This window comes from Methanobrevibacter sp. (genome assembly GCF_045636185.1).
GTDB lineage: Archaea > Methanobacteriota > Methanobacteria > Methanobacteriales > Methanobacteriaceae > Methanocatella.
In genome coordinates this window covers 1-3,702 of record NZ_JAZTXC010000183.1, presented here as the reverse complement: position 1 = coordinate 3,702, position 3,702 = coordinate 1, and the positions used below count along the sequence as shown (strand labels likewise).

Annotated in this window: 1 protein-coding gene and 1 pseudogene; both read left to right on the top strand. The window is 26.9% G+C overall.

From position 1 onward, the window contains the following. Positions 1-317: pseudogene (locus ACKI3Q_RS10010) on the top strand (hypothetical protein); the annotation flags it as partial. A 60-nt stretch (positions 318-377) separates the two neighbouring features. After that, positions 378-3,702, top strand: a 3,325-nt coding sequence (locus tag ACKI3Q_RS10005) for a C1 family peptidase (protein ID WP_407416446.1), incomplete at its 3' end; no start/stop codon positions are given.

Below are 3,702 nucleotides of genomic sequence, written 5' to 3'. Positions count from 1 at the left end.
GAACATACACTATTACAGCAGAATACGATTCATCAATGGTTTCTAATACCATTAAAGTATTGAGCACAATTAAGGCTGAAGATATGGTCATGAAATATCGTGACGGAAGTAAATTTAAAGCTTTAATCCTTGATGGTCAGGGTAATCCTTATCCAAATCAAAGCGTTACATTTAATATCAATGGAGTATTTTACATTAGAATAACGGATTCAGAAGGATTTGCAAATCTAAATATTAATTTAATGCCTGGAAGATATATAATAACTTCAATGTTCAATGGATTAAGTGTGTCTAATACCATTACTATTAGCACTTAATTCTTATTTTTATTTTTTGATATACTTTTATAAGTACTTATGATAAAATTAATATTACATATGTTAAATAAAAAGGTAATTTTTGTTATATTATTTTTAGGGTTTTTTATAATCCCATTTACATTTGCACAAGATAATTTAACATTATTAAATAGTGGTAATTCAGAAATAACTTTATCGGAAGAGGATTCCTATCCAAGTATCTATTTTAATAGTTCTGTTGCTAGTGACGGTACTGGTTCAAAGGAAAATCCATATAAATATTTTAATTCAAATAGGATTAAATCAAACTCTAACTTGTATTTTGCAGATGGTGAATATGAATTAGATAAATCCATATCTATTTCTTCATATAATTCATTTATTGGCCAAAGCAAGGATAATACAATTATTAAATACACCAATACGAATAGAATCTTTAATAATAATGGAATTTTAGGATTATATAATTTAACATTAACAGGAGGTTCTATTTATAATACTAAGACGTTGACGATTGATAATGTAAATTTCAAAGGTTCTTCTAATCAATTATTGGGAGGAACAATAAACTCTCATATTGCAGATTTGACTATTTCAAATTCCGATTTTTACAATAACTCTGCTAATTTGGGTGGGGCAATTTATTCTCTTGATTCTAATATAAACATTTCAAATTCTATTTTTCATGATAATTCCGCTAATTTGGGTGGGGCAATCTGTGATTTGGATTCAAGAATTTTAATGATTAATGTAACTGGATATAATAACTCTGCTATTTACCAGGGTGGGGCAATTTATAAAATGTATGGTGTGTTAAACTTAACTTCATCCAGGTTCTTTAATAATTCAGCAGATGAAGCCGAAGCAATATGGGCAGATTATCTCTCATTTAATATGATACATAATACTTTTACCAATAATAATGTTTACAGTGCCGTAAATAGTGAAGAGAATTTTGATAACAATACTTTTATTCAGGCTGAGCTAATTCAACTAGATTATTATGATATTAATTTTGAACAATCAAATTATACTCAAATGGTTTATACTCCATATAATGGAACAATTCCATCTTATTACGATTTAAGGAACTATGGATTAGTTACTCCTGTTAAAAATCAGGGGCATGATGGTAATTGTTGGGCTTTTGGAACACTTGCAGCATTAGAATCATGTATTTTAAAAGCAACAGGTAATGAGTATGATCTTTCTGAAGAAAACATGAAAAACATAATGGCTATGTATTCTGATTATGGATGGAAAATGATGACTAATGAAGGCGGAAAAACTATGATGCCTATTGGTTATTTAACAAGTTGGTTAGGTCCTATCAACGAATCTGATGACAAATATTATGAAGATACACTTTTATCTCCAATAATTGATAGTATTATGCATGTTCAAAATATAATGTTTTTGCCTAGGGCTAATTATACTGATAATAATAGAATTAAACAAGCTATTTTAGATTATGGGGCAGTTGTCACTACAATCTATGCTACCGGTCAAAAATACCAATATTATACTGGAACTGCAGGCACTAATCATTTAGTCGCCATTGTTGGATGGGATGACAATTTCTCTAAAGATAAATTTTCAGGTGCAAAACCTCCGGCTAATGGAGCATGGATTTGTAAAAACAGCTGGGGTAGTGGATGGGGTGAAAAAGGATACTTCTACATTTCATATTATGATACTAGATGTGCATGTGTAGGTGTTATGGACGCTTCATACATATATATTTTAAATGACACGGTTAAATATGATAAAAATTATCAATATGATGTTGTTGGGTTAACAGACTATTTATTGACTGATCAAAAGGATATATGGTATCAAAATATATTTAATGCAACATCTGATGATATTATTGCTGCATTTTCAACATATTTTGCTTATGACTCAAATTTTACAGTTGAAATTTATGTCAATAATGAGCTAAAACTTACACAGAACGGATCATCACTAGCTGGTTATTTCACATTTAATTTTGATGAATTTATCCCAATTTATAAAAATGACTTATTTAAAATAGTTTTAAAAGTATCCTCATTAATTGAGGCTCAAGTTCCGATTTCAGAAAAAGTTTCAGTTAATAGAGTCCATTATAGACCATATATTTCATTTATTAGTTATGATGGTATAAACTGGATTGATTTATATGATTATACCTTAAATTTATCATATAGGGGTCATACTTATGATTCACAAGTTGCATGTATAAAGGCCTTTACAATACTGAATTTAACAACTACAACAACATTGAGTGAAGTTTCTATATATAAAAATAATGTTAATTTAACTGCAACTGTTTTGGATGAATATGGTCATTTAGTTAATGAAGGTTTTGTTATTTTTGAATTTGACGGTGTTAAATATAATAAAAGTGTAAATAAAGGTATTGCTACTATATCACTTAATAATTTAAGATATGAAACTTTTAATGTCACAGCTACATATGAAAATAATGTCCATTATTTATCTTCAAATGATAATTTAACTTTTATAATTCCAAAAATTGCTGTAAATTTAACTTTAAATATTGATAATATTTATTATGGAGATTATTTTAAAGCAAATATTTCTTTAAAGGATATAGATGGCAATATTATTGATTCTACAGTTGTATTAACTATTGGAAATAAATCTTATAATGTTAATTCAAATTCTATATTTGATGTTCCGGATTTGTTTTCTGCAGGCAAATATGATGTTAGTCTAGTTTTCAATGGATCTGATAAATATTGTTCTGGTGAATTTTATAGTAATGTCGTTGTAAATAGATATGATGTTAATTTAAGTGTTATTGGAAATAATATTGATTATGGGGATTATTTAACTTTTGAGGTTTCATTGTCTTCTAATTCTACTTTAATTAATGAAAATATTACTTTAAATATTAATAATGTTAATTATTCTTATATAACTAATACTGAGTTTATTCTTCCAATTATTTTAAATGCATCAAATTATGATGTAAGTGTTTTCTTTAATGGTAATGAAAGATATAATCCTAAAAATACTACAATTAATGTTTTAGTCTCTAAAATTAATCCAAAAATTTATTCCAATATTAATGATGTAAAATATGGAGAAAATACTCTTGTGTGGATTAACTTAACGGGTCTTAATAATGAGTTAATTAATGATGATGTTGTTTTAACTGTTGATAATGAAAAGTATTCCTTTAAAGCAAATAGTTATTATACACTTCCTGTATTTTTGAATGTTTCCAATTATGAAGGTATTGTTCTTTTCAATGGAAATAATAACTATAATTCAGTTAATGATACTGTTCAGTTTGCTGTTTATAAAAATGATTTAAATGTTGATTTATCTGTTTTAAATACTACTTATGGTGAAAAAACTCTTGTTAATACCTGTTTAACAGATTTCAATGGTA